28 protein-coding genes are annotated in these 26,181 nt (G+C 74.8%); 16 read left to right on the top strand and 12 right to left on the bottom strand.

Annotated features, from left to right (window positions below; all coding sequences use genetic code 11):
• Positions 1–16: 16 nt before the first annotated feature.
• Positions 17–928 (bottom strand): dioxygenase family protein, encoded by a 912-nt coding sequence (locus TEK04_RS08100; RefSeq protein WP_336403816.1) that lies wholly within the window; start codon positions 926–928, stop codon positions 17–19.
• 139 nt (positions 929–1,067) lie between these two features.
• Positions 1,068–1,472, bottom strand: a complete 405-nt coding sequence (locus TEK04_RS08105) for a DUF1707 SHOCT-like domain-containing protein (RefSeq protein ID WP_336403817.1) — start codon at positions 1,470–1,472, stop codon at positions 1,068–1,070.
• Positions 1,473–1,559: 87 nt separating this feature from the next.
• On the opposite strand from TEK04_RS08105, the gene TEK04_RS08110 reads away from it, so the two are divergent.
• Positions 1,560–2,195, top strand: a complete 636-nt coding sequence (locus tag TEK04_RS08110; RefSeq protein WP_336403818.1) for an HhH-GDP family DNA glycosylase — start codon at positions 1,560–1,562, stop codon at positions 2,193–2,195.
• Between the two features lie 99 nt (positions 2,196–2,294).
• On the top strand, positions 2,295–4,148 hold the full coding sequence (locus TEK04_RS08115; protein ID WP_336403819.1) for an aldose epimerase family protein: 1,854 nt from the start codon (positions 2,295–2,297) through the stop codon (positions 4,146–4,148).
• Here TEK04_RS08115 and TEK04_RS08120 read toward each other — a convergent pair.
• The gene (locus tag TEK04_RS08120) at positions 4,145–4,789 is read right to left on the bottom strand and encodes a flagellar brake protein (RefSeq protein ID WP_336403820.1); all 645 of its coding nucleotides are present in this window, start codon (positions 4,787–4,789) and stop codon (positions 4,145–4,147) included. The genes TEK04_RS08115 and TEK04_RS08120 overlap by 4 nt on opposite strands.
• 86 nt (positions 4,790–4,875) lie before the next feature.
• Here TEK04_RS08120 and TEK04_RS08125 point away from each other — a divergent pair, with 86 nt between their 5' ends.
• Together TEK04_RS08125 and TEK04_RS08130 are read left to right on the top strand one after the other, a co-directional pair.
• Complete coding sequence (locus TEK04_RS08125; RefSeq protein WP_336403821.1) at positions 4,876–5,580, top strand: MOSC domain-containing protein; 705 nt, start codon at positions 4,876–4,878, stop codon at positions 5,578–5,580.
• 5 nt (positions 5,581–5,585) lie between these two features.
• Positions 5,586–5,801, top strand: coding sequence for an RNA-binding S4 domain-containing protein (locus TEK04_RS08130; protein WP_349257744.1), 216 nt, complete (start codon positions 5,586–5,588; stop codon positions 5,799–5,801).
• Positions 5,802–6,137: 336 nt separating this feature from the next.
• Here the strand turns inward: TEK04_RS08130 and TEK04_RS08135 are convergent, their stop codons facing one another.
• A complete protein-coding gene (locus tag TEK04_RS08135) occupies positions 6,138–6,383 on the bottom strand; it encodes a type II toxin-antitoxin system RelE family toxin (protein ID WP_336403823.1) in 246 nt (81 codons plus the stop codon).
• A gap of 81 nt (positions 6,384–6,464) precedes the next feature.
• Here TEK04_RS08135 and TEK04_RS08140 point away from each other — a divergent pair, with 81 nt between their 5' ends.
• The 3 genes from TEK04_RS08140 to TEK04_RS08150 all read left to right on the top strand — a co-directional run bounded on the left by TEK04_RS08140 (position 6,465) and on the right by TEK04_RS08150 (position 10,009).
• Entirely contained in the window at positions 6,465–7,850 is a 1,386-nt protein-coding gene (locus tag TEK04_RS08140; RefSeq protein ID WP_336403824.1) for an RNB domain-containing ribonuclease, read from the top strand.
• A 231-nt stretch (positions 7,851–8,081) separates the two neighbouring features.
• A complete protein-coding gene (locus TEK04_RS08145) occupies positions 8,082–9,257 on the top strand; it encodes a pyridoxal phosphate-dependent aminotransferase (protein ID WP_336403825.1) in 1,176 nt (391 codons plus the stop codon).
• On the top strand, positions 9,254–10,009 hold the full coding sequence (locus TEK04_RS08150) for a carbon-nitrogen family hydrolase (protein ID WP_336403826.1): 756 nt from the start codon (positions 9,254–9,256) through the stop codon (positions 10,007–10,009). Before TEK04_RS08145 ends, TEK04_RS08150 begins: the two co-directional genes overlap by 4 nt.
• A 46-nt stretch (positions 10,010–10,055) precedes the next feature.
• On the opposite strand, the gene TEK04_RS08155 is transcribed toward TEK04_RS08150, so the two are convergent.
• Complete coding sequence (locus TEK04_RS08155; RefSeq protein ID WP_336403827.1) at positions 10,056–11,009, bottom strand: endonuclease/exonuclease/phosphatase family protein; 954 nt, start codon at positions 11,007–11,009, stop codon at positions 10,056–10,058.
• A gap of 90 nt (positions 11,010–11,099) precedes the next feature.
• Between TEK04_RS08155 and TEK04_RS08160 the strand changes: the two genes are divergently transcribed.
• Complete coding sequence (locus TEK04_RS08160; RefSeq protein WP_336403828.1) at positions 11,100–12,896, top strand: CYTH and CHAD domain-containing protein; 1,797 nt, start codon at positions 11,100–11,102, stop codon at positions 12,894–12,896.
• Between the two features lie 10 nt (positions 12,897–12,906).
• Positions 12,907–14,115 (top strand): metallophosphoesterase, encoded by a 1,209-nt coding sequence (locus TEK04_RS08165; RefSeq protein WP_336403829.1) that lies wholly within the window; start codon positions 12,907–12,909, stop codon positions 14,113–14,115.
• 6 nt (positions 14,116–14,121) lie between these two features.
• Here TEK04_RS08165 and TEK04_RS08170 read toward each other — a convergent pair whose 3' ends face one another.
• Positions 14,122–14,697, bottom strand: coding sequence for a TetR/AcrR family transcriptional regulator (locus tag TEK04_RS08170; RefSeq protein ID WP_336403830.1), 576 nt, complete (start codon positions 14,695–14,697; stop codon positions 14,122–14,124).
• A gap of 50 nt (positions 14,698–14,747) precedes the next feature.
• Entirely contained in the window at positions 14,748–15,338 is a 591-nt protein-coding gene (locus TEK04_RS08175) for a TetR family transcriptional regulator (RefSeq protein WP_336403831.1), read from the bottom strand.
• A 180-nt stretch (positions 15,339–15,518) separates the two neighbouring features.
• Between TEK04_RS08175 and TEK04_RS08180 the strand changes: the two genes are divergently transcribed.
• Both TEK04_RS08180 and TEK04_RS08185 read left to right on the top strand, forming a co-directional pair.
• On the top strand, positions 15,519–16,256 hold the full coding sequence (locus TEK04_RS08180; protein ID WP_336403832.1) for a GntR family transcriptional regulator: 738 nt from the start codon (positions 15,519–15,521) through the stop codon (positions 16,254–16,256).
• Between the two features lie 35 nt (positions 16,257–16,291).
• On the top strand, positions 16,292–16,762 hold the full coding sequence (locus tag TEK04_RS08185; protein WP_336403833.1) for an SRPBCC family protein: 471 nt from the start codon (positions 16,292–16,294) through the stop codon (positions 16,760–16,762).
• Here the strand turns inward: TEK04_RS08185 and TEK04_RS08190 are convergent.
• The gene (locus tag TEK04_RS08190) at positions 16,746–17,024 is read right to left on the bottom strand and encodes a hypothetical protein (RefSeq protein ID WP_336403834.1); all 279 of its coding nucleotides are present in this window, start codon (positions 17,022–17,024) and stop codon (positions 16,746–16,748) included. The genes TEK04_RS08185 and TEK04_RS08190 overlap by 17 nt on opposite strands.
• 32 nt (positions 17,025–17,056) lie before the next feature.
• Positions 17,057–17,692: an MBL fold metallo-hydrolase gene (locus TEK04_RS08195; protein WP_336403835.1), complete on the bottom strand. Its 636-nt coding sequence runs from the start codon at positions 17,690–17,692 to the stop codon at positions 17,057–17,059.
• 216 nt (positions 17,693–17,908) lie between these two features.
• Here TEK04_RS08195 and TEK04_RS08200 point away from each other — a divergent pair, with 216 nt between their 5' ends.
• Positions 17,909–18,115, top strand: coding sequence for a hypothetical protein (locus tag TEK04_RS08200; protein ID WP_336403836.1), 207 nt, complete (start codon positions 17,909–17,911; stop codon positions 18,113–18,115).
• Positions 18,116–18,269: 154 nt separating this feature from the next.
• Here TEK04_RS08200 and TEK04_RS08205 read toward each other — a convergent pair whose 3' ends face one another.
• Genes TEK04_RS08205 through TEK04_RS08215 form a run of 3 tightly spaced genes read right to left on the bottom strand, consistent with a single transcriptional unit; the run spans position 18,270 to position 21,128 of the window.
• Positions 18,270–19,037: an enoyl-CoA hydratase-related protein gene (locus TEK04_RS08205; RefSeq protein WP_336403837.1), complete on the bottom strand. Its 768-nt coding sequence runs from the start codon at positions 19,035–19,037 to the stop codon at positions 18,270–18,272.
• Positions 19,038–19,047: 10 nt separating this feature from the next.
• The gene (locus TEK04_RS08210) at positions 19,048–19,893 is read right to left on the bottom strand and encodes a 3-hydroxyacyl-CoA dehydrogenase family protein (RefSeq protein ID WP_336403838.1); all 846 of its coding nucleotides are present in this window, start codon (positions 19,891–19,893) and stop codon (positions 19,048–19,050) included.
• Positions 19,893–21,128, bottom strand: coding sequence for a thiolase family protein (locus tag TEK04_RS08215; RefSeq protein ID WP_336403839.1), 1,236 nt, complete (start codon positions 21,126–21,128; stop codon positions 19,893–19,895). Before TEK04_RS08215 ends, TEK04_RS08210 begins: the two co-directional genes overlap by 1 nt.
• A gap of 134 nt (positions 21,129–21,262) precedes the next feature.
• Here TEK04_RS08215 and TEK04_RS08220 point away from each other — a divergent pair, with 134 nt between their 5' ends.
• From TEK04_RS08220 to efeO, 4 genes are all read left to right on the top strand, one after another.
• On the top strand, positions 21,263–21,733 hold the full coding sequence (locus tag TEK04_RS08220) for a Fur family transcriptional regulator (RefSeq protein WP_336403840.1): 471 nt from the start codon (positions 21,263–21,265) through the stop codon (positions 21,731–21,733).
• Positions 21,730–23,997: a catalase/peroxidase HPI gene (gene katG, locus TEK04_RS08225; RefSeq protein ID WP_336403841.1), complete on the top strand. Its 2,268-nt coding sequence runs from the start codon at positions 21,730–21,732 to the stop codon at positions 23,995–23,997. The genes TEK04_RS08220 and katG overlap by 4 nt, the downstream gene beginning before the upstream one ends.
• Positions 23,998–24,170: 173 nt before the next feature.
• Positions 24,171–25,034 (top strand): iron uptake transporter permease EfeU, encoded by an 864-nt coding sequence (gene efeU / locus TEK04_RS08230; protein WP_336403842.1) that lies wholly within the window; start codon positions 24,171–24,173, stop codon positions 25,032–25,034.
• Positions 25,021–26,166 carry an iron uptake system protein EfeO gene (gene efeO, locus TEK04_RS08235; RefSeq protein WP_336403843.1) on the top strand — a complete coding sequence of 382 codons (1,146 nt, stop codon included), beginning with the start codon at positions 25,021–25,023 and terminating at the stop codon, positions 26,164–26,166. Before efeU ends, efeO begins: the two co-directional genes overlap by 14 nt.
• Positions 26,167–26,181 lie beyond the last annotated feature (15 nt).

Here is a 26,181-nt window from a genome sequence, read left to right on the forward strand (position 1 = left end):
GGGAGCGCCCGGCTGCTCAGGCTGCCTGGAACGAGCGCCGGGACAGCCCCAGGCCGTAGCCCTCGACGGTGGTGACCACGGGCCCGGACGGGTCGGTGGCCGCGCCGAGGGTGAGGAACAGCGGGGTGAAGTGCTCCACGGTGGGGTGCGCGTAGGGCATCCCGGGGGCGGAGCTGCGGAACCGGGCGAGCTCGTCGACGTCCCCGCGGGCCAGGGCGTCGGCGGCCCAGGCGTCGAAGTCCGAGGACCACCCCGGCACCACGTTCTGGGTGAACATCTCCCGGGTGAGGAAGGGCAGGCCGTGGGTCATGTGGCCAGAACCCACCACCAGCACGCCCTGCTCGCGCAGCGGTCGCAGCCGCTCCCCGAGGGCGAGCAGCCGGTCGGGGTCCTCGGTGGGCAGCGACAGCTGGAGCACCGGGATGTCGGCTGCCGGGTACATGATCTTCAGCGGCACCCAGGCGCCGTGGTCCAGCCCGCGCCGGGCGTGCTGGTGCACCTGCTCACCGTCGGGCAGCATGCCCACGACCTGGCGGGCCAGCTCCCCGGCGTCGGGGGTGTCGTAGCGGAACGTGTGGTACATCGGGTCGAACCCGCCGAAGTCGTAGACCAGCTCGCTGGGCCGCACGGCGCTCACCGACAGCGGGGCGGACTCCCAGTGCGCGCTGACCACCAGGATCGCCCGGGGCCGGGGCAGGGCGCGGGCCCAGTCGTGCAGCGGGTCCAGCCACTCGTCCTGCCCGAACGGGGTCGGTCCGCCGCCGTGGGAGACGTACAGGCTGGGCAGCGGCCCGTCGGCCGGTGTCCAGACCGGGTGCGGCTGCTCGGCCTCCCGGGCGGCGACGCGGCGCAGGTGGGCGGCGAAGGGGTGGGTGGCGGGGATGCGGGCGTCGGCGAGGGCGGTCGTGGTGGGCGAGGCGGTGCTCATGCGGGGACTCCTGTCGGGTGCCGTGCGACGTCCGGACGGCGTCATCCCGATCAGAGTATTTGATGTTTCAACAATTTTGTAGAGCGCCCGCGGAGCCCGTGCCGGTTCCCGGTGGACCAGCTGCGGGTGGTCCTCCGGGTCAGCGGCGCACAGGTGCCCTGCGGGTGGTGAGGGTGCGGGCCAGTAGCACCGCGCCCCACGGACCGACCACCCACACGGGCCACGGGTAGTGGAAACCGCCGGCCAGCGAGGACGCGACGTAGATGGTCCAGACCAGCAGCGCGGTCATGAGGTAGTTGCGCCATTCGTGGCGCAGCTTCTCCCCGTCGCAGCCGCCGCAGTCCTCGCCGGACCCCTCGGCGGGCGGGGCCGGCAGGTCAGCGGTGAGGACGGCGAGGTCGGCGTGGGTGCGCGCCGCGTAGGCGGCGGCCAGGCGCTCGTCGTACTCCTCGACGGTGAGACGACCCTCGTGGAGGGCCCGGCCGAGGACCTCGGCGACGGCGGTGCGGTCGGTGTCGGCGGCGCGGAGCTCGGCGGCGGGCATGCGGCAAGTCTTCCCAGCCGGGGGCCCGCGCACCATTGACGTCTGTCATCGATGTGCCCTCGCCGCCGTCACGGGTACGGGGTGGCGATGACCCACCGCGACACCGCCGCCGCCGTCCTGGACCAGCACGGCACCACCTACGCCACCGAGGCCGGCATCCGGGTGGCCGACACCCCGGCCCCGCTGTGGCAGCTGCTGGTGCTGGCCGAGCTGCTCAGCGCCCGCATCGACGCCGGCATCGCCGTCGCCGCGACCACCGAGCTGCTCGACGCCGGGCTGACCACCCCCGACCACATGCTCGAGGCCAGCTGGCAGGACCGGGTCGACGCCCTCGGCCGCGGCCACTACCGCCGCTACGACGAGCGCACCTCCCGCCAGCTCGGCGACCTGGCCACCCAGGTGCGCGACCGCTGGCACGGGGACCTGCGCCGGCTGGCCGACGAGGCCGACGGCGACGCCGGCCGGGCGGCCGCCCTGATGCAGGAGTTCCCCGGTTTCGGGCCGACCGGCGCGCACGTGTTCCTGCGGGAGGCGCAGGCGGTGTGGCCCTGGCTGCGCCCGCACCTGGACGACCGCGCGCTGCGCGGTGCCGAGCGGGTGGGGTTGCCCGCCGACCCGGCGGCGCTGGCCGACCTGGTGGACGGCGACGACCTGGCCCGCCTCGCCGCCGGCCTGGTGCGCATCTCGTTGCTGCCGGCCGCGGAGGACCCCCTCCCCGCGTGATCACGGACCCCAGGACGCAGGCCTACGGCGTGTCGCGCGCACAGGTTCGTGATCACCGCACCGGTCGCTGGCCGCACCCGCTCGTGGTGAGGTGACCCCGTGCCGATCGACCCGCACTTCCCGCCCTTCCTCGAGCGCCTCACCGCCGCCGGGGCCACCCCGCTGGTCACCGGCGACGCCGCCGTCGACCGGGCGCGCTACCGGGCGCTCTCGCTGGCCCGGCGCGGGGAGGGCTACCGGCCCGAACCGGTCGCCGACGTCGAGGACCGCACGATCGAGGGCCCGGCCGGTGACCTCGCCGTGCGCATCTACCGCTCGGGGCTGGGCCGGGTGGGCGACCGCACCCGCCCGGTGGTCGTCTGGCTGCACGGCGGGGGGTGGGCGGTCGGCGACCTGGACACCCACGACCCCGTGTGCCGGGCGGTGGCCAACCGGCTGGGCGCCACCGTCGTCGCCGTCGACTACCGGCTGGCCCCCGAGCACCCGCACCCTGCCCCGCTGGAGGACAGCCTGGCCGCCGTCCGGTGGGCCGCGCGCCGCTGGCCGACCGCGCCGCTGGTGGTGGCCGGCGACAGCGCCGGCGGTGGGCTCGCCGCCGGGGTCGCGCTGCGCTGCCGGGACGACGACGGTCCCGTGCTCGCCGCCCAGCTGCTGGTCTACCCCGGCCTCGACCCCTCGATGGCGATGCCCTCGACCGACCAGAACGGCACCGGGCTGTTCCTGGAGAAGGCCGACATGCGGCAGTTCTGGGACTGGTACGTGCCCGACGGCGGTGACCGGTACGTCGCCCCGCTCGGCACCGACCTGACCGGCCTGCCCCCGGCCGTGGTCGCCACCGCCGAGCTCGACCCGCTGCGCGACGAGGGCGACACCTACGCCGTCGAGCTGGCCGCCGCCGGGGTGCACGTCGTCCACCTGCCCGGGCCGGGGCTGGTGCACGGCTACTTCGGGCTGACCGAGATCGCGCCGTCGGCCGCCGTCCGCCGGGCCGAGGTGCTCGACGTCCTGGCCGACCTGCTCGGCACCCCGGGCATCACCCCCGACGCCGAGGCGTGGCCGACCACCGAGCCGCTGGGCGCCTGGCTCGAGCGCGGCGCCGCCCGGGTGGCGGTCGACCTGCGCGGCGGCGGGCTGCGCCGGCTCGCCGTCGGCGACTGGGACGTCCTCGACGGCTACCGCACCGGCATCGTGCCGAAGGGCCGCCGCGGCGGGTTGCTGGTGCCCTGGCCCAACCGGTTGCGCGACGGGCGGTGGTCGTGGGAGGGCAGCGACCTGCAGCTGGACACCACCGCGGAGGGCTCGGCCATGCACGGCCTGCTGTCGTGGCAGCCGTTCACCGTGCTCGCTCGCACGCAGGACACCGTCACCGTCGGCACCGTGCTCGAACCGCGGTCGGGCTACCCGTTCCGGCTGGCCGTCGCGGTCGACTACGGCCTGGAGCCCGACCGGCTGACCGTCACCGTCCGGGTGCGCAACGTGGGCACGCACGACGCCCCCGTCGGCGTCGGCATGCACCCCTACCTGCACGTGGGGTCCAGCCAGGACGGCGACGTCGGCGCCGCCGTCCTGCAGGTCCCGGCGCGCACGGGCCTGGACCTCGACGGCGGCCTGCCCACCGGTGGGCGGCACGCCTTCGACGGCGCGGTCGGCACCATCGGCGACCGGGCGCTGGACGACGCCCTCACCGACCTCGTGCGCGACGACGACGGCTGGGCGCGGGTGCGGCTGACCGGCCCCGAGGGCGAGCTCGAGCTGGCCGTCGACCGGGCCTGGCCGTGGTTGCAGGTCTACACCGGCGACACGCTGCCCGAGGGTCAGCGCCGCCGCAGCGTGGCGGTCGAGCCGATGACCTGCCCGCCGAACGCCCTGGCCGACGGCACCGACCTGGTCGTGCTCGCCCCGGACGAGGCGTGGTCGGGCAGCTGGACGCTCGGCTGGACCCCGGCCGGCTAGAGGTCCCCGCGGCGGGCCAGCTGCCGCAGCCGCTCGAACACCCGGCGGCGCACGAGGTCCTGGTCGCGCTCGGGCCAGTCGAGGAACTCCAGCGACGCCTCGACCCGTCCGTCGGTGGTCGGGTAGGCCCGGCGCACCCGCGAGGGGCCGGTGAGCAGCAGGTCCTCCGACAGCTGGAGCGTCACCGCGACCTCGTCGTCCACCGCCGGCCAGCCGTCCGCCAGGGGCCACCGCCCGCGCACCCCGGTCTCGCTGAGGTCCAGGCTGATCCCCTCCGCGGTGCGCGGACCGTCGGACAGGTCGGTGCGCAGCCCCACCTCGACGCGCACGGCGCCGCGCCGCTGGCCGTCGCGCACGACGCCCAGCGGTTCCAGGCGCCAGGTCGGTTCCGCTCCCGGGTCGACCTGCAGCAGCCGGGCGTCGCGCGCCCGGGGGCCGCGCCGGCTGGACCAGACCAGTTCGACGGTGTCGCCGACCGGCACGCGGACCCGCCGTCCCGTGCGGTCCTGGGCGACGGTGACGACGAGGACGCCGTCGGCGGGCTGCTCCTCCAGGACGAACGCGACCAGCAGGTCGTCGCGGTCGGGCACGTGCACGTCGAGCACGCTGCGGGGGCCGGGGAGCTCCTCGCCGTCGGTCATCTCGTCCACTCCTGGTCTCGAAGGCGGTCCAGGCTCGCACGCCCGCGTGGGACGCGGGGGGACCCCCGGCGCGGCACACTGCTGGCATGCAGGTGCTGGAGCTGTGGCGCTACCCGGTCAAGTCCTTGCAGGGCGAACGGTGCGCGGAGGTCGAGGTGGGCCCCGAGGGGTTCGTCGGCGACCGGGCGTGGGCGCTGTTCGACACCTCGACCGGGTTCGGGCTGACGGCCCGCCGCGTGCCCGAGCTGCTGTTCGCCGCCGCCCGCACCACCGGCGGTCGGCCCGATGTGGTGCTGCCCGACGGCACGGTGACCAGCGACGACGCCGTCCTGTCGGCCTGGGTGGGCCGCCCGGTCGAGCTGCGACCGGCCAGCTACACCGGCCCGCGCACCTACGAGAACCCCGACGACGTCGACACCGAGTCGCGCTGGAACCCGTTCTCCGGCGCCGACGGCGCCTTCCACGACAACGCGGGCTCGCGGATCACCCTGCTGTCCACCGGGTCGACCGGCACCTGGGCGCCGCGCCGGTTCCGGGCCAACGTGCTGCTCGACGGCGACGGGGAGGACGCGTTGGTCGGCCAGCGGGTGCGGCTGGGCACGGCGGAGCTCGACGTCGTCGCCCCGGTCCCGCGGTGCGTGATGACCACCCGCCCGCAGCCCGGCGGGGTGGGCCGGGACACCGGGGTGCTCAAGACCATCCACCGCACGCACGACGGCACGCTGTCGGTGGGCGCGATGCCCGTCGGCGGGGGTCGCATCGCGGTCGGCGACGAGCTGCAGGCATGGTGAACCCCGTGCAGACCGTGGAGCTCCGGCCGGGCGAGGACGTCATCCGGCTGGGTCAGCTGCTCAAGCTGGTGGACGCCGTCCCGACCGGTGCGCAGGTCAAGGACGTACTGGCCGAGGGCGTCGTGCGGGTCAACGGGGAACCCGAGGACCGCCGCGGCCGCCAGCTCCGCGCCGGCGACGTCGTCTCGATCGAGGGCCTCGGCGACGTCCGCGTCGGCTGACCTGCCACCGCCCGTCGAGTGCGGCGAGAGACCGGACGCCCGGCCGCTCACCGAGGACGGCCAGGTACTCGTCGTGGGGACGGCCGACCACGACGCCGTCGACGTCGGCCCCCCGCGTCGTCGCCGCGGACCCGAGGGCCCGCCGCCACCCCGTCGGGTCCGGTGGCTGGGGCCCGGGCGGCACCGTCACTCCGCCCGCCGCGTAGTAGGCCCTGCGCGCCAGGTCGTGCACGCGGGCCACGGCCTCGGCGTCGTCGGGCACACCGTCACGGATCGGCACCGGTTGATCATGACCCGTCGCCCTGGTCGACCAGGCGGTGGTGGGTGCGGCCGGGATCAGGACCGGTAGACGTCGCGGCGGTGGTCGACCCGGACGACGACCACCACGACCCGGTCGCCGTGGATCTCGTAGAGGACCCGGTAGTCGCCTCGTCGTTCGCTGTGCAGTCCGTCCAGGGGCGCCCGGAGCGGCTTCCCCACCCGTTCCGGGGCCTCGGCCAGCGGGCCGTGGATGAACTCGACCAGGCCACATGCTCCTCGACTGCACTGTTGTGGTGGTCTCGGGCGTCCTGAGACCACCACCGGGGCGCAGTCGGTGCCGGATCAGCGGGGCTGGCAGGTGGTCGGTGTGTACCCGGCTGTTCCACGTGGAACGGTGGCCGGGTGGCTCGTGTGCTGAGGGTGTCCGGTCCGCTCGACTTCGCCGCGATCCGCGCGGAGTTCGACGTCCCGGAGGAGTTCCCCGCCGACGTCCTGGCCGAGGCGGACCGGGTCGCGGCCGACCCACCGCTGCCCGAGCACGACGCCACCGACCTGCCGCTGGTCACCCTCGACCCGCCGGGCGCCCGGGACCTCGACCAGGCGGTGCACCTCGCACGACGGGACGGCGGCTACCGCGTCTCCTACGCCATCGCCGACGTCGGCGCCTTCGTACCGCTCGGCAGTGCGATCGACGCCGAGGCCCGCCGGCGCGGCCAGACCGTCTACTGCCCCGACGGCCGCACCCCGCTGCACCCGCCGCAGCTGAGCGAGGGAGCCGCCAGCCTGCTGCCCGGCCAGCTGCGCCCGGCCGCACTGTGGACCATCGACCTCGACGACCGGGGCGAGGTGACCGCCGTCGACCTGCGGCGAGCCCGCGTGCGCAGCCGCGCCCAGCTGGACTACGAGTCGGCCGGCGCCGACCTCCCCGCCGAGCTCGCGCTGCTGCCCGAGATCGGCCGCCTGCTGCAGGCCCGGGCCCGCGACCGCGGCGCGATCGAGCTGGGCACGCCGTCCCAGGAGGTCGAGCCCGGCCCGGACGGCGGCTGGACCGTCGTCTTCCGCGGCCAGTCCGACGTCGAGGGCTGGAACGCGCAGATCTCGCTGCTCACCGGCCGGTGCGCCGCGCGGCTGATGCTGGACGGCGGCGTCGGCATCCTGCGCACGCTGCCCTCCCCGGACCCCGGCGCGGTCCAGGCGCTGCGCCGGCTGGCCCCGGGCCTCGGCGTCGACTGGCCCGACGGCGCCGGCCCCGGCGACGTCGTCGCGACCCTCGACCCCGCGCAGCCCCGGCACGCCGCCTTCCTCGACGCGGCCACGAGCCTGCTGCGCGGGGCCGGGTACACCGCCTTCGACGGCGAGCCCCCGGCCGAGCCGGGGCACGGGGGCGTCGGCGGGCCGTACGCCCACGTCACCGCACCGCTGCGCCGGCTGGTCGACCGGTTCGGCACCGAGGTGTGCCTGGCGCTCGCGGCGGGGGAGCAGCCCTCGGCCGAGCTGCGGGCCGCCCTGCCCGAGCTGCCCGCGCTCATGGCGGCGTCGGAACGGCGCACCCGCGCCGTCGAGCGGGCCGTGGTCGACCTGGTCGAGGCCACCCTGCTGGCTGACCGGGTGGGTGAGGTGTTCGACGCCGTGGTGCTCGACGCCGAGGAGGAGCGCTCGACCGTCGTGCTCACCGACCTCGCCGTCCAGGCCCGCTGCGAGGGTCGGCTGACGCCGGGGCACGTCGTCCGGGTGCGGTTGACCGAGGCCGACCCGGCCACCCGCACCGTCCGCTTCGCCCCCGCCTGACAGGCCAACCCCCACCCCGCTCGGCTGCCGCCTGGGTCAACCCCACCGGCTGTCCCTCCTGCCCCGCTGTGACGTGGGGGAAGGGGCGCTGGGCTGGGCCGACCCGTGCGGCGGTGGGTGGAGCGGGGTGGTCGGCAGAGCGGCGGGGGTCGGCCGCTGCCCCGACCGCTGCCCCGACCGTCCGTGGGTGGTCCCGCCCGACGTCCTGGTGGAGGTGGCAGGCTCGACCGCGTGAGCACCCACCTCGCCGCGCGGCTGCAGGGCTTCGGGACGACGGTCTTCGCGGAGATGAGCGCGCTCGCGGTGGCCACCGGTTCGGTCAACCTCGGGCAGGGCTTCCCCGACACCCCCGGCCCGGCCGAGGTGCTCGACGTCGCCCGCGCCGCCATCGGCACCCCGCTCGACCAGTACCCGCCCGGCCCCGGCCTGCCGGTGCTGCGCGAGGCCGTCAGCGCCCACGTGCAGCGCTTCCGCGGGCTGGCCTACGACGCCGACACCGAGGTGCTGGTGACCGCGGGCGCCACCGAGGCGCTGGCCGGGGCGATGCTGGGGCTGCTCGACCCCGGCGACGAGGTCGTGGTCCTCGAGCCGCTCTACGACAGCTACGCCGCCGGTGTCGCGATGGCCGGGGGCGTCGTCGTCCCGGTGCCGCTGCGGCCGCCGCCGGCCCCGCCGGGCGAGGTCTCGACCGCACCGTGGACCCTCGACCCCGCCGAGCTGCGCGCCGCGATCACCCCGCGCACGAAGCTGGTGCTGCTCAACACCCCGCACAACCCCACCGGGAAGGTGCTCGACCGCGCCGAGCTCGAGCTGGTGGCCGACGTCGTCCGGGAGCACGACCTGCTGGCCGTCACCGACGAGGTCTACGAGCACCTGGTCTTCGCAGGCGCCGAGCACGTCTCGCTGGCGCAGCTGCCCGGCATGCGCGAACGCACCCTGGTGGTCGGCAGCGGTGGCAAGACGTTCTCCACCACGGGGTGGAAGGTCGGCTGGGTGTGCGGGCCGGCCGAGCTGGTCGCCTGCGTGCGCACCGCCAAGCAGTTCCTCACCTACGTCAACGCCGGGCCCTTCCAGCCGGCGGTCGCCGCCGGGCTGGGGCTGCCCGACGCCTACTTCGCCGGGATCGCCGCCGAGCTGGAGGGCAAGCGCGACCGGCTGGTGACCGGGCTCGCCGCGGCCGGGTTGCCGGTGGTCAGCCCGCAGGCCACCTACTTCGCCACCGTGCGGGTCGACGGCGACGCCCTGGCGTTCTGCCGGGAGCTGCCGCACCGGGTCGGGGTGGTCGCCGTCCCGAGCTCGGTCTTCTACACGCCGCAGCACGCGGACCTGGGTCGCGACCTGGTGCGGTTCGCCTTCTGCAAGCGCGACGAGGTGCTCGACGAGGCCGTCCGGAGGTTGACCGCATGAGGATCGCCGCGATCCAGCACGACATCGTCTGGGAGGACCGTGCCGCCAACCACGCCGCGCTGGCCGGCCCCGTGGCCCGGGCGGTCGACGAGGGCGCCGGGTTGGTGGTGCTCAGCGAGACGTTCTCCACCGGCTTCTCCATGACCGAGGGCATCGGCGAGCCCGAGGGCGGGACGTCGGCGCAGTTCCTGCAGGCCCAGGCGCGCCAGCACGGCATCTGGGTCGGCGGCTCGTGCGCCGAGGTCGCCCCCGACGACCCCCGGCCCTACAACTCCTTCGTGCTGGCCGGCCCCGACGGCGAGGTGCACCGCTACCGCAAGCAGCACCCCTTCACCTACGCCGGCGAGCACGAGCGGTTCCGGGCGGGCCGCTCCCCGCTGACCGTGCAGGTCGGCGACCTGCGGGTGAGCCTGTTCGTCTGCTACGACCTGCGCTTCGCCGACGCGTTCTGGGCGCTGGCCCCGGACACCGACGTCTACCTGGTGCCGGCCAACTGGCCCGCCGCCCGGCGCGAGCACTGGACGACGCTGCTGCGCGCCCGGGCGATCGAGAACCAGGCCTACGTCGTCGGGGTCAACCGGGTCGGCACCGCCGGCGACGGCACGCAGCACTGCGGGGACAGCCGGATCATCAGCCCGCTGGGCGAGCTGCTGGCCGAGGCCGGCGACGGCGAGCGCGTGCTGCTGGCCGACGTCGACCCGGCCGAGGTCGCCCGGGTCCGCGCGCGGTTCCCCTTCCTCGCCGACCGCTGACGCGCGGAGCAGGGTGCGAGGAACCCTCCACTTCCGCACTCCGGGGTCACCCGGGCGGCAGCACCAGCTCGGCCACGACCGCTCGGTGGTCGCTGCCGGGCAGGTCGTGCACCGAGAAGCCGGCCACGCCCACCCGGCGGTCCACCAGCACGTGGTCGATGGTCAACCGCGGCTGCGGCCGGCCCTCGGGGCTCCACGTGTGCACCAGGGCCTGACCGGTGCACGCCGCGGCGTCGACGTAGCCGCGAGCCAGCAACCGGCGGAACGACGCATGGTCGGGGGTCGCGTTGAAGTCACCGGCCAGCACCCGCAGCGCGTCGCCACCGGCGTCGGGGAGCTGGGCCATCTCCCGCTCCCAGCGGCGGGTGCGGGCGACGCTGACCGGGGGGTCGGTGTGCACGGCGGTGACCTCGAGGTCGGGGCCGCCGGGCACGGCCAGCCGGACGACGGGCTGCTCGAACCGACCCGGCGCCCCGCCCCGGTCGAGCACCTCCAACCGGGTCCACACCGCACCACCGGCCGCCGGTGGTGCGCCCGGCCGGTGCCCGCGCACGTGCTCGTGCGGCAGCAGCTCGGCCAGGCCGGCGTCGCGGAACGCGCGGTCGGCCGCCGGGGTCAGCTCGACCAGGCACAGCACGTCGGCGTCGAACCGGCGCACCAGGTCCAGGACGGCGTGCGGGTCGGCCCGCCCGTGCAGGAGGTTGGCCGACACCACGCGCACCCGGGGGCCCGCTGCGTCGGCGCCCCGGCCCCGGGTGCGGGCCGCGGTGGCACCGGTCAGGACCGCAGCCGCGGCGGCCGAGACCACGGTGCCGAGGGGGGACCGGCGGGCCAGGGCCACCCCGAGCGGCAGCGCCGACGACACGGCCGCGTAGGGCAGGAAGGACATGGCCGGCACCAGCGGCCACCCGCGCTCGGCGCCGGTGGCACGCAGCCCCGCGCACACCGCCCAGGGGGTGGCGAGGGCCAGGGGGAGGAGGTCGCGCCGCACGGTGGTCATCGCAGCCATGATCGACCACAGGGTTGCTGTTCACCTGGTTGCGGTAGAAAGCGCACCTCAACCCGTTGATCGAGCAGGAGTGGATGCACCGTGGCGACCGAGCACACCGAGATCGAGCGCAAGTTCGACGTCGACGAGGCGTTCGTGCTGCCCGACCTCTCCGCGGTGCCCGGGGTGGCGTCGGCGGGCGAGGCCGTCGTGCACGACCTGCAGGCCACCTACTACGACACCGCGGACCTGCGACTGGCCCGCGCGAAGATCACCCTCCGCCGGCGCACCGGTGGCCCCGACGACGGCTGGCACCTCAAGCTCCCGGCCGCCGCGGGCGCCCGCCGCGAGCTGCAGTCGCCCCTGGGCCGGGCGGTCAAGGCCCCGCCGCGCGCCGTCCTGCTGCCCGTGCTGGGCGTCGTCCGGCGCGCCCCGGCCGGCCAGGTGGCCACCCTGCAGACCCGCCGCACCGTGACCACGCTGCTCGCCGAGGACGGCCGGGTGCTCGCCGAGGTGGCCGACGACCAGGTCACCGGGACGGCGCTGCCGGCCGCCGCCGGCGAGGCCGCGGTCGTCTCCACGTGGCGCGAGGTCGAGGTCGAACTGGTCGACGGCGACGAAGAGCTGCTGAGCGCCGTGGGCGCCGAGCTCGAGGTCTCCGGGGCCCGCCCGTCGGCCTCGGCGGCCAAGCTCACCCGCGTGCTCGCCGAGCGGCTCGCCGGTCCGCCGCCGGCCGCCGTCCAGGACGAGGACGACGACGAGGACGACGTCGACGACGACGGCGCCACCCCGGTGGTGGCGGAGCCGCTGCCCGAGGGCAAGAAGGCCCGCGCCAAGGAGGTCGCGCGGCGCGCGCAGGCCGCCAAGGCAGCCGAGAAGGCAGCGAAGAAGGCGGCGAAGAAGGCCGAGAAGGCCGCCGCCGAGCAGGCCCGGGCGGCCGCGGTCCCCATGGCCGGCGAGGTCGTCGTCGCCGCGCTCGCCGAACAGCTCACCGCCCTGCAGCGCGCCGACCTCATGGTGCGCACCGACGTCCCCGACGGCGTGCACCAGGTGCGCGTCGCCGCCCGCCGGTTGCGCAGCATCCTGGCCGCCTACCGTCCCGTGCTCGACCGCACCGGCACCGACGCCGTCCGCGACGAGCTGCAGTGGCTGGGCCAGGAGCTCTCGGGCACCCGCGATGCCGAGGTCTCGGTCGAGCACCTGCGCGAGCTGGTCGCCGCCCAGCCGGCGGAGTACGTGCTGGGGCCGGTGGCGTCCCGGCTGCAGCAGGCCGAGCTGCAGGGCCAGACCCAGGGCACCGGGCAGGCGGTCGCCACGTTGAGCACCCCGCGCTACCTGACCCTGCTGGACACCCTGCACGCCCTGGTCGCCCAGCCCCCGCTGACCGACCTGGCCACCGAGCCGGCCGAGGAGGTCGTCGCCGGCGTGCTGCGGCACACCGTGAAGCGGCTGCAGAAGCTGGTGGACGCCGCCGAGGACGCCGAGTTCGCCGAGGACGGGCCGGGTGAGCACGGCGCGGGTGAGCACGGTGCTGCCGAGAGCCCGTACGAGCTGGCGCTGCACGAGGTGCGCAAGGCCGGCAAGCGGGTCCGCTACACCGCCGAGGTCGCCGCGCCCGTGCTCGACGGCCGCGGCAAGAAGAAGAACGGCGCCGTCATGGGCGTGGTCGACGCGATGAAGCAGCTGCAGGACGTCCTCGGCGACCGGCAGGACACCGTGGTCACCCGCGAGCTGTGCCGCACCGTCGGCCAGGCCGCCTTCGACGCCGGGGAGAACGCCTGGACCTACGGCCGGCTGCACGCCCTCGAGGAGGCCCGGGCGATGCAGGCCGAGCGCGACTTCTGGGCGCTGTGGCCGACGCTGGCCCCCGTGCTGAACGGGGTCACCCGCAAGCGCTGACAATGGGGCGGTGATCGCCTTCGCCGCCGTCGTGGCCCTCGCGATGGTGCTGCTGCACAGCTGGCTGTGGTTCCGGCTCGTGCGCAGCACCACCCGCCCGGGCCGGGCCCGGCGGTGGCTGACCGCGGCGACCGTCGTCCTGGCGCTGCTGCCCACCGCGGCGGTGCTGGGCCGGCGGTCGCTGCCGCTCCCGGTGCAGGCGCCGCTGGACTGGGTCGGCTACACCTGGCTGGCCGTGGCGTTCTACGCCTTCCTGGCCCTGCTGGTGCTCGAGCCGGTGCGCTGGGTGCTGCGCGCGCTGCAGCGCCGCCGTCCGGCCGTGGTGGACGCGATCCCGCCGGGACCGGCGGACGCACCCGTCGCCGAGCCGGCGGACGTCTCCCGGCGGCTGTTCCTGGCCCGCTCCCTGGCGGTGACGGCCGGGGTGGCCGCGGTCGGCACCGTCGGGTACGGCTCCTGGTCGGCCCTCTCGGCCCCCGTGGTGCGGCGGGTGCCGATCGCGCTGGCCGGCCTGGACCCGGCGCTGGCCGGGTACCGCATCGTCACGTTCTCCGACGGCCACCTGTCGGCGACCTACGGCGGACGCCGCTTCGAGCGGCTGGTGGAGATGGTCAACGAGCAGTCCCCCGACGCGGTCGCGGTGGTCGGCGACCTGGTCGACGGCGAGGTCGCCGAGCTGCGCCGCGACGCCGCCCCGCTCGCCGACCTCGTCAGCCGGGACGGGGCGTACTTCGTCACCGGCAACCACGAGTACTTCGTCGACACCGAGGCCTGGCTGCGCCACCTCGACGGCCTGGGCATGCAGGTGCTGCGCAACGAGCGGGTGGCGCTGCGCCGGGGCACGGGCACCTTCGACCTGGCCGGGATCGACGACCGGACGGCGGCCGCCTCGGGCCTGGCCGGGCACGGTGCCGACCTCGACGCCGCGCTCGACGGCCGGGACGACGCCGTCCCGGTGGTGCTGCTGGCGCACCAGCCGGTGCAGGTCGAGCAGGCCCGGCGCGCCGGGGTCGGGCTGCAGCTGAGCGGGCACACCCACGGCGGGCAGCTGTGGCCCTTCGACTACGCGGTGCGGCTGGACCAGCCCGCCGTGGAGGGCCTGTCCCGGCACGGCGACACCCAGCTGTACGTCACGTCGGGGGCCGGCTACTGGGGGCCACCCGTGCGGGTCGGGGCGCGGCCGGAGATCACCGTCGTCGAGCTCCAGCCCGCGCCCTGAGCCCGGTCAGATCGACCGCAGGGCGGCGAACGCCTCGTCGAGCAGCTGGGGGAGGGAGCTGCGGCCCGCACCGGCGGCCCAGCGGAGCAGGGCCGCGGTAGCCGCACGCAGGCAGGCGGCGACCACGACCACCGTCGCGGCCCCCTCGGGCGTGTCGGGGTCGACGCCGAGCTCGGCCACGACCACCCGGGCCGACCGGTTCTCCCGGTCGGCGCCGCGCAGCTGCAGCGTGTGGTCCTCCCGCACGTAGCGCCAGCGGCGCAGCAGCAGACCCAGCTCGTCCTCGTCCAGCCCGCTGACCATCCGCTGCACACCGAGCCGGATCTGCTCGGGGAGGGGGACGCCGGCGGGCTGGCCGGCGAGGTGGGGGCCGATCCAGTCGAGGTCCTGCTCGGGCAGGACGACGTGCTCCTTGGTGCGGAAGTAGGCGTAGAAGGTGGGCACCGAGACCCCCGCGGCATGGGCGATCTCGCCGACCGACACCGTCGCGTAGCCCCGCTCGTCGAACAGGGCGAAAGCAGCCGTCGTGATCCGGCGACGGGTCTCCGATCTTTTCTGCGCCCGCCAGTCTCGCTCTGCCACGAGGGGATCGTCCCAGGTGCTCGCGGTGCCCGCCCTGCGGCCGGACCGGATCAGCTCGGCACGTGCGGGCTGATCAGCACCGACAGCAACTGCTCGACCAGCACGCGCTCACCGGCCTCGTCACCGTCGGGGTCGGTGAACCAGCGGGCCATGACCGTCGAGCAGGCCGACTGCACCACCAGCGGGTGCAGGCCGTCGTCGGCCACCTCGCCGCGTCGACGGGCCCGGTCGAGCATCTCGAGCACCGCGTCGTTCCAGACCTCGACCGGCCCGATGGGCAGGCTGCCCGCCAGGGGGGAGTCGGGGCCGAGCGCGGGGACGGTCCGGCGCCAGGCCCGGGCCCGGGGGCTGCGCAGGGCGGCGCCGAGGGTCAGCAGCAGCCGGCGGCAGTCCTCGACCAGCGAGCCGGCGTCCTCGGTGGGCACCAGCTCGGGGTCGGGACCCTCGAAGGCGTCGCGGACCAGGTCGTCCTTGCTGGGCCAGCGCCGGTAGATGGTGGCCTTGCCGACCCCGGCCCGGCGGGCGACCTCGTCGAGGGCACACGCCTCGAGCCCGCCCTCGGCCAGCAGCGCGAGGGCCGCCTGCCGGATGGCGACGTCCAGGGCCGGGTCGCGGGGCCGGCCGACGGGCCGCCCGGTCACCGATGTGTCGGTCTGCAACTGTTGCCCCCGGCTAGGTCGGAACGGAATGGTCCAAAAGTAGGGCGTGCGGGTCCTCGATGCCAGACCTGGAGTCGCCATCGTCGAGCCGTAGTCGTCATGTCGTCTAGACGTCTGGCGATCGAGTACCTTTCGGGGCGTGGTCGTCGAGAGGGGTCGTCGGTGAGCCCGGACGCCGGGCCGAAGTACCTGGCCGTGCGCGAGCACCTGCGGCGCCGGGTCGCCGACCTGCCCGAGCACACGCTGCTCCCGCCCGAGCCGGTGCTGTGCGAGGAGTACGGGGTCAGCCGCATCACCCTGCGCCGGGCCGTCGACGGCCTCGTCGCCGACGGGCACCTGGTGCGCGAGCAGGGCCGCGGCACCTACGTGACCCGGCCCGGCATCCGGCACGAGTACCGCGAGAGCTTCGTGCACCGCATCGCCGGCTTCCACTCGGTCATGACCGAGCAGGGCGCCCAGGTCGGCACCACCGTCCTCGGCCAGCAGGTGCTCGCCGCCCCGCCGGCCGTGGCCACCGAGCTGCGCCTCGAGCCCGCCGAGCAGGTCGTGGAGCTGGTGCGGTTGCGGTCGGTCGACGGCCTGCCCAACCACGTCGTCCGCTCGTTCCTGCCGGCCGAGGACTACCCCAAGGCGGCCACCGAGGACTTCGGCCACGGGTCGCTCTACGAGTTCCTGCGCCGCGAGTACGAGGCCGACCTCGCCCGGGCCCGCATCGTGGTCGACGTCGGCACCGCCGGGGCCGAGGAGGCCGAGGTGCTGCAGGTGGTCGCCGGCTCGCCGCTGCTCGTCGTCCGCACCACGGTGCTCGACGGTTTCGGCAACCCGCTCGTGCACTCCTTCTCCCGGCTGCGGCCCGACGTCAGCCAGGTGGAGTTCGAGGTCTCGGTCAACGGCCGCTGACGGCGCGCCCAGGTCGTCGTCCTACCGTCTGGGGCGTGATCACCGCCAGCGGGACCCGTCGGGTGCCCGACCGACGAGCCGATGTCTGGGCGGCCCTGGCCGTCCTGCACCCCTACTGTGCGGTGTGCGACGTCACCTACGTCGTCGACGGGCCCACGAGGAAGGGCACCACGTTCGTGTGCGCCCCGGGCGAGGGCGCCCGACCCGGGGCAGGGGCGCCGAAGGGCACCATCGTGGAGTGGACGCCGGCCCGGGTCGTGGAGACCCGGTTGGAGCTGACCCCCGAGACGTGGACGACCCGCATCGAGCTCGCCGACGCCGGCAAGGGCGGGGCCGAGGGCACCGACGTCACCATCACCGTGACCCACGAACCGGTCGGGGGCTCCCGGTTGGTGCGCCTCGTGCAGCGCGGTGCGATCACCCGGCTCGTGCAGCGCACGGTCGACAGCGAGCTGGCCAAGCTGCCCGAGCACCTGGCCCAGGCCCGGCTCACCGGCGACGCGTGACCGCTGCCTCGTAGTCGGGGTAGGTGGCCAGCACGTCCTCGATCTCGACCATGTCGGGGAAGTCGGGGACGTCCTGGTGCTTCTTCATGAAGTCGACGGTCTCGGCCACCAGGTCGGCCTCGTCGCCGGACTCCACCCCCAGCTGCTCGAGCACCGACGGGGTGAGCCGGAACCAGGTCTCGACGTCCTCCTCGCCGTCGCTCAGGCGGACGACGTACTGCAGGTCGCCCTGGTCCTCGATGTCGTAGTCCTCGGCAGGCATGGCGCCCCCGTACCCAGGTCGGTCGCGTGCACTCAGACCGTGACCGACTCCCCAGGGGCCAGCCGCGTGTAGCTGCCCGGCACCCCCGGGCCGCCCTCGCCGAGGAAGTTCGCGCCGACCATCAACCCGGTCTCGTTGAGCAGTCCGTCGTGGACGGCGTAGGACTGCGTCGGGGCCACCGCGCGCACGTAGTCGACGAGCTCACCGGTCTTCGACCACGGCGCGTGCAGCGGGAGCAGGAGGGTCTCGACGCCGCCCTCGGGGACGGTCAGCGCGTCGCCGGGGTGGAACACCCGCCCGTCGACGAGGAACCCGACGTTGGCGATGCGGGGGATGTCGGGGTGGATCACGGCGTGCCACTCGCCCTGCACGCCGACCTCGAACCCGGCCGCGGTGAACGCGTCGCCGTGGCCCACCACGTGCACCTGCGGGCCGGCGTCGAGCTGCTCGGCGACCGACCGGTTGGTCCACACCTGCAGGTCGCCGTCGTCGGCCAGCGCGCGGCGGGTGCGCTCGACGTCGAGGTGGTCGACGTGCTCGTGGGTGACGAGCACCGCCGAGGCGCCGGTCCAGGCGGCCTCCTCGGTGAACGCGCCGGGGTCGACGAGCAGGCGGCGCTCGCCCTCGGACAGGACGACGCAGGCGTGCCCGTGCTTGGTGAGCTCCATGGTGGGACGGTGCCACGCCCGCATGCGCCGCGCAGCACGTGTCCCGGCGGCTCCTCAGCGAGTCCTCAGCGGCTCGGCAGTCGCTTCCCAGGGACGTGACACGCCGTGGTCACCTGCGGGTTCCCCACCTTGATGGTGGAGAGCTGACCAACCCGGACGGGTGATTCGTGGTGGGCGTCCCTGCGCCGGGCCCCGGGGGGCGCCGAACGTCAGGGCATGAGCGAACTCGTGTTGACCCTCGCCGCCGCCCAGGGCCGCAGCACCGGCACCTGGCACGCCGTCGAGCTGCACCGCAGCCCCTCGGAGCTGGACGGCGCCTGCGAGGTGGCCGTTTGCGGTGCCCTGGCCCGCGTCGACGCCGAGCAGGTCTGGGACGGCGCCGACGACGACAGCTGCGAGGCCTGCGCCGACCTCCTCTGCTGACCCGCTCCTCGGCGCACCCGCTGGCCGGGTGCGCTCCCGCAGGGTCATGCCGTCGACCGACCCGCCTCGGTGCGCACCTGACGGCCAGGTGCGCACCTCCGCGGACTCCTCGCCCCGCTGACCCGCGTGGGGGCGCGGTTCCCGCCGTGCTGCGCTAGTTGCCCCGGAACTCGGGCTTGCGCTTGCCGAGGAAGGCCTCGACGGCCTCGGTGTGGTCGTGGGTGTGGCCGAGCTGGGCCTGCAACCGCGCCTCGTGGGCCAGGGTGGTCTCCAGGGAGTCGGTGGCCGCGGTGGCCAGCACCTCCTTGACCGCGCGGTAGGCCGCGGTGGGGCCCGCGGCCAGCCGCCCGGCCAGCTCCTGTGCGGTGGTCAGCACCTCCTCGGCGGGCACCACGCGGTGCACCAGACCCCACTCCGCGGCCTGCTCGGCGGTGAACGGGGCCGGGAACAGCAGCAGCTCGGCCGCCCGGGAGCCGCCCACGCAGTGCACCAGCCGCGAGGCCAGGGCCGAGTCGCTGCCCAGGCCCACCCCCGTGAACGCGGTGGTGAACTTGGCGCCGGCGGCCGCGACCCGTAGGTCGCCGCCCAGCGCCAGCCCGAGCCCGGCGCCCGCGCACGCCCCGTTGACGGCCACGACGACCGGCACGGGGACAGCGGCCAGGGCCAGCACCATCGGGTTGTACTCGGTGACGACGACGTCGAGCGCCGGCTTGCCGTCGCGGATCTCCGCGACGTGCTGGGCGAGGTCCTGGCCGACGCAGAACGCCGTGCCCGTGCCGGTGATGACCACCGCCCGCACCGACTCGTCGATCGCCACGGCCCGCAGCTCGTCGATCATCGACAGCCGGATCTCGTGGGTGAGCCCGGGGGCGGGCAGAATCAGCGTCGCCACGCCACCGTCGTCGGTGCGCTGCACGGACATCGTCGTCTCCTCAGCCGTAGTCGTGGAACCCGCGACCGGTCTTGCGGCCCAGGTCCCCGGCGGCCACCTTGTCACGCAGCAGCTGCGGTGGGGTGAACCGGTCGCCCAGCGTGGAGGTCAGGTACTCCGCGACGGCCAGCCGCACGTCGAGGCCGACCAGGTCGGTCGAGCGCAGCGGGCCCATGGGGTGCCGGTAGCCCAGCTCCATCGCGGTGTCGATGGCCTCGGCGTCGGCCACGCCCTCCTCGAGCATGCGGATGGCCTCCAGGCCCAGCAGCACCCCCAGCCGGGAGGAGGCGAACCCGGGGGAGTCGCGGACGACGATGCCGGTCTTGCCCAGCTCGTCGGCCCACCGCCGGGCAGTGGCCACGACGTCGTCGGCGGTCTCGGCGGCGACCACGACCTCGACCAGCTTGGACGAGGGCACCGGGTTGAAGAAGTGCATGCCGACGAAGCGGGCCGGCCGGTCGAGCGCGGCGGCCAGCTCGGTGACCGACAGCGAGCTGGTGTTGGTGGCCAGCACCGCGTCGGGGGCGAGCACGCCCTCGACCGCGCGCAGCACCTCGATCTTCAGCGCCGGCACCTCGGGCACCGCCTCGACCACCAGCTCGCAGTCGCCGGGCAGCTGCGCCGGGGTGTCGACCATGTGCAGCCGGGCGGCGGCGTCGGCGACGGACCCCTCGAGCTTGCCGCGGCGGGCGGCCTCCTCGAGCCCGGCGACGATGCGGTCCTGCGCGGCCTGCGCCGCCTCGCTGCCGGCCTCCACGACGTGCACGTGCGCCCCGGTGCCGAGCAGCCCCTGGGCGATGCCGCCGCCCATGCGCCCACCCCCGACGACCCCGACGGTGCGGGCCATCAGACGCGCTCGACCAGCATCGAGACACCCTGGCCCACGCCCACGCACAAGGTGGCCAGCCCGCGGCGGCCGCCCTCGCGCTCGAGCCGGCCCATGAGCGTCACCAGGATGCGGGCGCCCGAGCACCCCAGCGGGTGGCCCAGGGCGATGGCGCCGCCGTCGGAGTTGACGATCTCCTCGTCGATGCCCAGCCGGCGCAGCACCCCGAGGGACTGGGCGGCGAAGGCCTCGTTGAGCTCGACGGCGTCGAGGTCGGCGACGCCCCACCCGGCCTTGGCCAGCGCCTTCTCGGTGGCCGGCACCGGGCCCAGGCCCATCACGTTGGGGGCGACGCCGGCGGAGGCGGAGACGACCACGCGGGCGCGGGGGGTGAGGCCGTGCCGCTCGACGGCCTCGGCGGAGGCCAGCACCAGCGCGGCGGCGCCGTCGGACAGCGGGGAGCTGTTGCCGGCCGTGACGATGCCGTTCTTCCGGAACACCGGCTTGAGCTTGGCCAGCGACTCGGTGGAGGAACCCGGCCGCGGGCCCTCGTCGCGGGTGACGGTGACGGTCTCCTTCTTGCCGACGACGTCGACCGGCACGATCTCGGCGTCGAAGCGGCCGGCCTCGGCGGCGGCGACGGCGCGGGTGTGGCTGCGCACCGCGAAGGCGTCGCACTCGTCGCGGGTCAGCCCGTCCAGCGCCGCGATCTCCTCGGCGGTCTCGCCCATCGAGAGGGTGATCTTGCGGGTGCGGGGGTCCTCGGGGTGCTCGACGGCGCGGTCGTGCGCGGCGAAGGTGGGGTTGACGAACCGCCAGCCCAGCGAGGTGTCCACGACCTCGCCGGGGCGGGCCCAGGGCGTGCCGGGCTTGGCCATCACCCAGGGGGCGCGGGTCATGGACTCCACCCCGCCGGCGATGGCCAGGTCCAGCTCGCCGGCCCGGATGGCCGCGGCGGCCGAGGCGGTGGCGGTCAGGCCCGAGGCGCACAGCCGGTTGGTGGTGTAGCCGGGCACGGTGTCGGGCAGGCCGGCCAGCAGCACGGCCATGCGGGCGACGTCGCGGTTGTCCTCGCCGGCCTGGTTGGCCGCCCCGAGCACGACCTCCTCGACGGCGTCGGCGGGCGCACCCGACCGGCGCAGGGCCTCCCCGACCACCAGCGCGGCCAGGTCGTCGGGGCGGACGCCGGCCAGTGCGCCGCCGTACTTGCCCTGGGGGGTGCGCACCCCGTCGACCAGGTAGACCTCGGACACCATCGTCACTCCTCGACTGGTTGCTGACCGTCCGGTCAGGTAATCGGACGGACGGCGACCGGGCAAGTTCATCTCCCGGCCAGTGGACCCCCACCGTTCATTTGACTCGTTCAAGATTGCACGGCAGGGTGGACGACGTGACGCAGACGCCGGAGCTGGAGCAGGCCCTGCGGGGCGCCGCGCTCCGGGTCACCCGGCCGCGGCTGGCCGTCCTGGGGGCGCTGCGCGAGCACGCGCACGCCACCACCGACGAGGTGCTGCGGCTGGTCCGTCGACAGCACCCCGAGGTCTCCCACCAGGCCGTCTACGACGTGCTGCGCGTGCTGACCGGCACCGGCCTCGTGCGCCGCATCGAGCCGCAGGGCTCGGTCGCCCGCTACGAGGTGCGGGTGGGCGACAACCACCACCACCTGGTCTGCCGCTCGTGCGGCGCCATCGCCGACGTCGACTGCTCGGTCGGCGCGGCCCCCTGTCTGACCCCGTCGGACAACCGCGGCTTCGTCGTCGACGAGGCCGAGGTCATCTACTGGGGTCTGTGCCGCGCATGCCACGCGGCACCCACCGTCCTGCCCACCCTCGACAGCCCAGCAGAGAGAGGCACGCGATGAGCGAGCACGACAAGTCCACGGTCCCGGCCGAGGACTACGACCAGACCGAGGTCGCCAAGGCGAACTCGGCCAGCACCAGCGAGAGCGAGAACCCGGCGATCAAGTCGCCCGAGCCGGTCCACGGCGGGCGCCCCCGCACCGAGCAGGACTGGTGGCCCAACCAGGTCGACCTCCGGGTGCTCGACCGCTCCGCCGCCGCCAACGACCCGCTGGGCCCCGACTTCGACTACGCCGCGGAGTTCGCGAAGCTCGACGTCGAGGCGCTCAAGCGCGACGTCGTCGAGGTCATGCACACCTCGCAGGAGTGGTGGCCGGCCGACTGGGGCCACTACGGCCCGCTGTTCATCCGCATGTCCTGGCACGCGGCGGGCACCTACCGCAGCGCCGACGGGCGCGGCGGCGGTGGCGAGGGCGGGCAGCGCTTCGCCCCGCTCAACAGCTGGCCCGACAACGCCAACCTGGACAAGGCGCGCCGCCTGCTGCTGCCGATCAAGCAGAAGTACGGCCGCAAGATCTCCTGGGCCGACCTGCTCGTGCTCGCCGGCAACGTCGCCCACGACGACATGGGCCTGAAGACCTTCGGCTTCGCCTTCGGCCGCAAGGACCAGTGGCAGCCCAGCGAGGTCTTCTGGGGCCCCGAGGACACCTGGCTCGGCGACGAGCGGTACGCCGATGCGAGCACCCCGCTCGACCTGGACGAGGGTCACCTCGCCGCCGTCACGATGGGCCTGATCTACGTCAACCCCGAGGGTCCGCAGGGCAAGCCCGACCCGGTGGGCTCGGCGCACGACATCCGGGTCACCTTCAGCCGCATGGGCATGAACGACGAGGAGACCGTCGCCCTCATCGCCGGCGGGCACACCTTCGGCAAGACCCACGGCGCCGGCAACCCCGAGCTCGTCGGGCCCGAGCCGAACGGCTGCCCGGTGCACGGCAACGGCCTGGGCTGGAAGAACGAGTTCGGCACCGGCAAGGGCGCCGACACCATCACCAGTGGTCTCGAGGGAGCCTGGACCCCCACGCCCACGACGTGGGACAACACCTACTTCGAGATGCTGTTCTCCTACGACTGGGAGCTCGGCGAGAGCCCGGCCGGGGCCAAGCAGTGGCACCCGACCAACCCCGAGGCGCAGGAGCTCGTCGCCGACGCGCACATCGAGGGCAAGAAGAACCCGCCGATGATGGCCACCACCGACATGGCCCTCGTCCGCGACCCCGGTTTCCGCGAGATCTCGAAGAAGTTCTACGAGGACCCGGAGTACTTCGCCGACGCCTACGCCCGCGCCTGGTTCAAGCTGCTGCACCGCGACATGGGCCCGGTCTCCCGCTACCTGGGCCCCGACGTCCCGACCGAGGAGCTCGTCTGGCAGGACCCGGTGCCGGCCGTCGACCACGAGCTGGTGGGCGAGGCCGAGGTCGCCGACCTGAAGCAGCGGCTGCTGGCCGCCGGCCCGACCGTCTCCCAGCTGGTGCACCTGGCCTGGTCGGCGGCGGCGTCCTACCGCGACACCGACAAGCGCGGTGGCGCCAACGGCGGTCGCATCCGGCTCGAGCCGCAGCGCGGCTGGGCGGCCAACGCCGGTGTCGACGAGGTCATCCCGGCGATCGAGCAGGTCAAGGCCGACTTCGAGGCCGAGACCGGCAAGCGCGTCTCCTTCGCCGACCTGGTGGTGCTCGCCGGCACCGCCGCGGTGGAGAAGGCCGCCGCCGACGCCGGGGTCCCGGTGACCGTGGGCTTCACCCCCGGCCGCACCGACGCCACGCAGGAGCAGACCGACCCGGAGAACTTCCGGTGGCTCGAGCCCCGCGCCGACGGGTTCCGCAGCTACCTGCTGCCGGGCAGCAAGCTGCAGCCCGAGCAGCTGCTGGTTGACAAGGCCTTCACCCTGGGCCTGACCGCCAAGGAGATGACCGTGCTGGTCGGCGGCCTGCGGGTGCTGGGTGCCAACACCGGCGGCGTGCAGCACGGCGTGTTCACCGACCGGGTGGGCGTGCTGAGCCAGGACTTCTTCCGGACGATCCTGGACCTCGGCATCCAGTGGCGGACCTCGCGCGACGCCGAGGACGTCTACGAGGGCCTGGCCGCCGACGGCTCCGTGGTGCACACCGCCACCGCCGCCGACCTGGTCTTCAACTCCAACGCCATCCTGCGCGGGATCGTCGAGGTCTACTCCTCCGACGACGCCGCCGAGCAGTTCGCGCAGGACTTCGCCGACGCGTGGACCAAGGTCATGGACAACGACCGGTTCGAGGTCGAGCACTGAGGTGAGCTGAGGGAACGGCCCCCGTGACGTGCGCGGGGGCCGCACCCGGGGCCCCGGGGAGTCCCCAGCCAGCTGGGAACTCCCTGGGGCCTCTATTCGTACCGCCGGGCTGGGCCTAAGGTATGCCTGCCCTCAGCCGGTCGGCCGGGGGTTCCCGTCCGTCGGAGGCTGCCGTGGGTGCGCTGTTCTTCCCCAGCTACCTGATCGGGCTGCGCGAGGGCCTGGAGATGGTCCTCGTCGTCAGCGTGCTGGTCGCCTACCTGGTCAAGACCGGCCGCCGCCAGCACCTGCTGCCGGTCTGGGGTGGGGTGGCGGCCGCCGTCGTCCTGTCGATCGGGTTCGGCGCGGTGCTGTCCTACGTCTCGTCCACCGTGCTCGGTGGGCCGGGTCAGGAGCTCTTCGACGCGATCACCTCCGTGGTCGCCGTCGCGCTCGTCACCTGGATGATCTTCTGGATGCGGCGCACCGCCCGGCAGCTGTCGGGCGAGCTGCGCGGCAAGCTCGACGACGCCGTGGGCCTCGGGCTCGGCGCCGTGGTGGGCATCGCGTTCGCCTCGGTGGTCCGCGAGGGCCTCGAGACCACCCTGCTGTTCTTCGCCTCCGCCCAGGGCGCGGTGAGCGCCACCCCGCTGGTCGGGCTGGCCGCCGGGCTCGCCAGCGCCGTCGTCCTCGGCGGGCTGCTCTACGCCGGTGCCGTGCGCATCGACCTGTCGCGGTTCTTCACCGTCAGCGGGGTCCTGCTGGTGCTCGTGGCCGCCGGCATCTTCAAGTACGGCGTCCACGACTTCCAGGAGGCCGGCGTCCTGCCCGGCCTGACCACCTACGCCTACGACGCGTCCGCGTGGCTGCAGCCGGGCAGCTGGTACGGCGCGGTGCTCGACGGCGTGTTCCACATCTCGGCCCAGCCGACCGTGCTCGAGGTCGTGGCCTACCTGGCCTACCTCGTCCCGGTGCTGGTGCTCTTCCTCCTCCCGGGTCGCTCGGCCCGGACCACCACCCCGTCGAAGACCACGGAGCACGTCGATGCGCACGCGTAGTACCCGCAGGACCGCCCTCGTCGCGGCTGGAGCCGCCTCCCTCGCCCTGCTGGCCGCCTGCGGCGGCGGGGCCGACGCCGGCAGCGGCGGGGGTGAGGCCTCCGACGACATCGCGGTGGCCGCCAGCGACACGAGCTGCGAGGTCGACGCCACGGAGCTCGAGGCCGGCACCCACGAGTTCACCGTGACCAACAACGGCAGCTCGATCACCGAGTTCTACGTCTACGCCGAGGGCGACCGGATCATGGGCGAGGTCGAGAACATCGCGCCCGGGGTGGCCCGCTCGTTGCTGGTGGAGCTGCCGGCCGGGGACTACCAGACCGCGTGCAAGCCGGGCATGACCGGCGACGGCATCCGCAACGCCCTCACCGTGACCGGTGAGGCCGAACAGCTCTCCGACGACGAGGCGCTGCAGGCCGCGGTCACCGACTACACCCGCTACGTGACCAGCCAGGTCACCGCGCTGCAGGAGCAGACCCAGGCCTTCGTCGCCGCGGTGCAGGCCGGCGACGTCGCGCAGGCGCAGGCGCTCTACCCCGAGACCCGGACGTACTACGAGCGCATCGAGCCCGTGGCCGAGAGCTTCGGCGACCTCGACCCCAAGATCGACGCCCGCGAGAACGACGTGGAGGAGGGCGACGCCTGGACCGGCTTCCACGTGCTCGAGCGCGACCTGTGGGCCACCGGTGACCTGTCGCAGTCGGGCCCGGTGGCCGACCAGCTCCTGTCCGACGTCGACGACCTGGCCACCCGGGTGCAGTCGCTCGAGCTGCAGCCCCTGGACCTGGCCAACGGTGCGCTCGGGCTGCTCGACGAGATCGCGAGCAGCAAGATCACCGGCGAGGAGGACCGCTACTCCCACACCGACCTCTGGGACTTCCAGGCCAACCTCGACGGCTCCCAGGCCGCGATCACCTCGCTGCGCCCGGTCATCGCCGAGGCCGACCCCGACCTGGCCACCGCGCTCGACGAGGCCTTCGCCGCCACCCAGGCCGAGCTCGCGCAGTTCGCCGCCGGTGACGGGTTCGTGCTCTACACGGCCCTGACCCCCGCCCAGGTGCAGGGGCTGTCGGACTCGCTCAACGCCCTCGCGGCCCAGGTCAGCCAGGTGCCCGCCGTCGTCGCGGGCTGATCGGGGACAGTGGGG

It is taken from the genome of Klenkia sesuvii (assembly GCF_037083825.1).
In the GTDB taxonomy this organism is placed as follows: domain Bacteria; phylum Actinomycetota; class Actinomycetes; order Mycobacteriales; family Geodermatophilaceae; genus Klenkia; species Klenkia sesuvii.

What these genes read in the sequence shown, in the direction of transcription:
- TEK04_RS08195 (WP_336403835.1), bottom strand. Translation starts at nt 17,692, where the DNA reads ATGGAGCTCACCAAGCACGGGCACGCCTGCGTCGTCCTGTCCGAGGGC.
- katG (WP_336403841.1), top strand. Translation starts at nt 21,730, where the DNA reads ATGAGCGAGCACGACAAGTCCACGGTCCCGGCCGAGGACTACGACCAG.
- TEK04_RS08120 (WP_336403820.1), bottom strand. Translation starts at nt 4,789, where the DNA reads ATGACCGACGGCGAGGAGCTCCCCGGCCCCCGCAGCGTGCTCGACGTG.
- TEK04_RS08100 (WP_336403816.1), bottom strand. Translation starts at nt 928, where the DNA reads ATGAGCACCGCCTCGCCCACCACGACCGCCCTCGCCGACGCCCGCATC.
- TEK04_RS08105 (WP_336403817.1), bottom strand. Translation starts at nt 1,472, where the DNA reads ATGCCCGCCGCCGAGCTCCGCGCCGCCGACACCGACCGCACCGCCGTC.
- TEK04_RS08200 (WP_336403836.1), top strand. Translation starts at nt 17,909, where the DNA reads ATGAGCGAACTCGTGTTGACCCTCGCCGCCGCCCAGGGCCGCAGCACC.
- TEK04_RS08215 (WP_336403839.1), bottom strand. Translation starts at nt 21,128, where the DNA reads ATGGTGTCCGAGGTCTACCTGGTCGACGGGGTGCGCACCCCCCAGGGC.
- TEK04_RS08155 (WP_336403827.1), bottom strand. Translation starts at nt 11,009, where the DNA reads ATGACCACCGTGCGGCGCGACCTCCTCCCCCTGGCCCTCGCCACCCCC.
- TEK04_RS08190 (WP_336403834.1), bottom strand. Translation starts at nt 17,024, where the DNA reads ATGCCTGCCGAGGACTACGACATCGAGGACCAGGGCGACCTGCAGTAC.
- TEK04_RS08125 (WP_336403821.1), top strand. Translation starts at nt 4,876, where the DNA reads ATGCAGGTGCTGGAGCTGTGGCGCTACCCGGTCAAGTCCTTGCAGGGC.
- TEK04_RS08210 (WP_336403838.1), bottom strand. Translation starts at nt 19,893, where the DNA reads ATGGCCCGCACCGTCGGGGTCGTCGGGGGTGGGCGCATGGGCGGCGGC.
- TEK04_RS08150 (WP_336403826.1), top strand. Translation starts at nt 9,254, where the DNA reads ATGAGGATCGCCGCGATCCAGCACGACATCGTCTGGGAGGACCGTGCC.
- TEK04_RS08110 (WP_336403818.1), top strand. Translation starts at nt 1,560, where the DNA reads ATGACCCACCGCGACACCGCCGCCGCCGTCCTGGACCAGCACGGCACC.
- efeO (WP_336403843.1), top strand. Translation starts at nt 25,021, where the DNA reads ATGCGCACGCGTAGTACCCGCAGGACCGCCCTCGTCGCGGCTGGAGCC.
- TEK04_RS08205 (WP_336403837.1), bottom strand. Translation starts at nt 19,037, where the DNA reads ATGTCCGTGCAGCGCACCGACGACGGTGGCGTGGCGACGCTGATTCTG.